The organism is Thiomonas sp. TH-17, assembly GCF_057473305.1.
This window is the reverse complement of sequence record NZ_JBYCKI010000010.1, coordinates 1-1,848: the sequence shown is the minus strand read 5'-3', so window position 1 is coordinate 1,848 and position 1,848 is coordinate 1. Positions and strand designations below refer to the sequence as shown.

Annotated in this window: 2 protein-coding genes; both read left to right on the top strand. The window is 66.4% G+C overall.

The window, feature by feature from the left end:
* Positions 1 to 48 precede the first annotated feature (48 nt).
* Positions 49 to 993 carry an LOG family protein gene (locus tag AC2VLV_RS00610; RefSeq protein ID WP_486988155.1) on the top strand — a complete coding sequence of 315 codons (945 nt, stop codon included), beginning with the start codon at positions 49 to 51 and terminating at the stop codon, positions 991 to 993.
* On the top strand, positions 990 to 1,848 hold an 859-nt coding region (gene rocF, locus AC2VLV_RS00605; protein ID WP_486988154.1), incomplete at its 3' end, for an arginase. The genes AC2VLV_RS00610 and rocF, both read left to right, overlap by 4 nt.

The following is a 1,848-nucleotide window of genomic DNA, read 5'->3' as shown; positions in this document are numbered from 1 at the left end:
TCGCGAAACATCCCTTTCCCGTTCAAACCGATTCGCTATGCTTGCCTCATGAACAAACAACGCCTTTTGCGCCACAAACGCAGCCACCTCACCGACCGCAACTTCCCCAGCGCGGGCGAAGATGCGGCCATCGTCGCCGTTGAGCCCTCGCCCTACGACCAGCCGGGCAGCAGCTACAAACTGGCGTTCACCGACACCGAGTTCATCCTGCGTGAAGAAATGCGTGCGGTGCGCATGCAGCTCGAGCTGCTCAAGCCCGAGCTGATCCAGACCGAGCACGGCATCGAGTCCACCCTGGTGATCTTCGGCAGTGCGCGCATCCTGCCGCGCGACGTGGCGCAGCAACGCCTGGCCGACACCATCGCCAAGGGCGATGCCCTCGCGGTGACGCGGGCGCGCATGCAGCTCGAGATGTCACGCTACTACGAAGAGGCGCGGCGCTTCGCCACTCTCGTCACCCGCGCCACCTGCGATGCCGACGCGCCGCTGGTGGTCGTCACCGGCGGCGGCCCCGGCATCATGGAGGCGGGCAACCGCGGCGCGTTCGAGGCCCAGGGCAAAAGCATCGGCCTGAACATCGTGCTGCAGCACGAACAGCGGCCCAACCCCTACATCACGCCGGAGCTGTGCTTCCAGTTCCACTATTTCGCGCTGCGCAAGATGCACTTTCTCATGCGCTCGGTCGCGCTGGTGTGCTTCCCCGGCGGCTTCGGCACGCTCGACGAACTGTTCGAGGTGCTTACGCTCACACAGGCGCGCAAGGTGCGGCAGCGCCCCATCGTGCTGTTCGGCGAGAGTTTCTGGCGCAAGCTGATCAACTTCGACTTTCTGGTCGAGACCGGCATGATCTCGCCCGAAGACGTGCACCTGTTCCACTTTGTCGAAACCGCCGAGCAGGCCTGGGACGTGCTGTCGCAGGCCTTCGATCCGAACGGCGCGGAGGGCGGTGCAGAGGGCGACACAGAGGCTGAATCCGAGCCTGCTGCCCCATGAGCGCCAGCCCCGTCATTCATCTCATCGGCGCACCCACCGACATCGGCGCGGGCGACCGCGGCGCCTCGATGGGGCCGGAAGCGCTGCGCGTGGCCGGCATCGACCGCGCCCTGCGCGCTCAGGGCCTGACCGTGCTCGATACCGGCAATCTCGCCGGCCCGCACAACCCTTGGCAGCCGCCGGCCTGCGGCTATCGCCATCTGCCCGAAGTCATCGCCTGGAACACCGCGGTGCATCAGGCCGTGGGCGATGCCTTGCGGGCTCAAGCCCTACCCATCCTGCTGGGCGGCGATCATTGCCTGGCCATCGGCTCGCTCAGCGCGGTGGCGCAGCATTGCCGCGCAAACGGCCGCAAGCTGCGCGTGCTGTGGCTCGACGCCCATGCCGATTTCAACACCCATACCGTCACGCCCACCGGCAACATCCACGGCATGCCCGTGGCCTGCCTGTGCGGCAACGGCCCGCAAGCGCTCACTACCCTGGGCGGCCCGTCGCCGCAACTGCAACCCTCCTGCATCCGGCAGATCGGCATCCGCAGCGTGGATGCGGAGGAAAAACGGCTGGTGCATCAGGCCGGGCTCGACGTGTTCGACATGCGCTACATCGACGAATACGGCATGCGCAACGCCATGCGCCGGGCGCTCGAAGGCGTAGATGCCGACACCCATCTGCATGTGAGTTTCGACGTCGATTTCCTCGATCCTGACATCGCCCCCGGCGTGGGCACCACCGTGCCCGGCGGCCCCACCTACCGCGAGGCGCAGCTTTGCATGGAAATGATCGCCGACACCGGACTGCTGGCCTCGCTCGACGTGGTGGAACTCAACCCCGCCTTCGACGAACGCAACCGTACCG

What these genes read in the sequence shown, in the direction of transcription:
- AC2VLV_RS00610 (WP_486988155.1), top strand. Translation starts at nt 49, where the DNA reads ATGAACAAACAACGCCTTTTGCGCCACAAACGCAGCCACCTCACCGAC.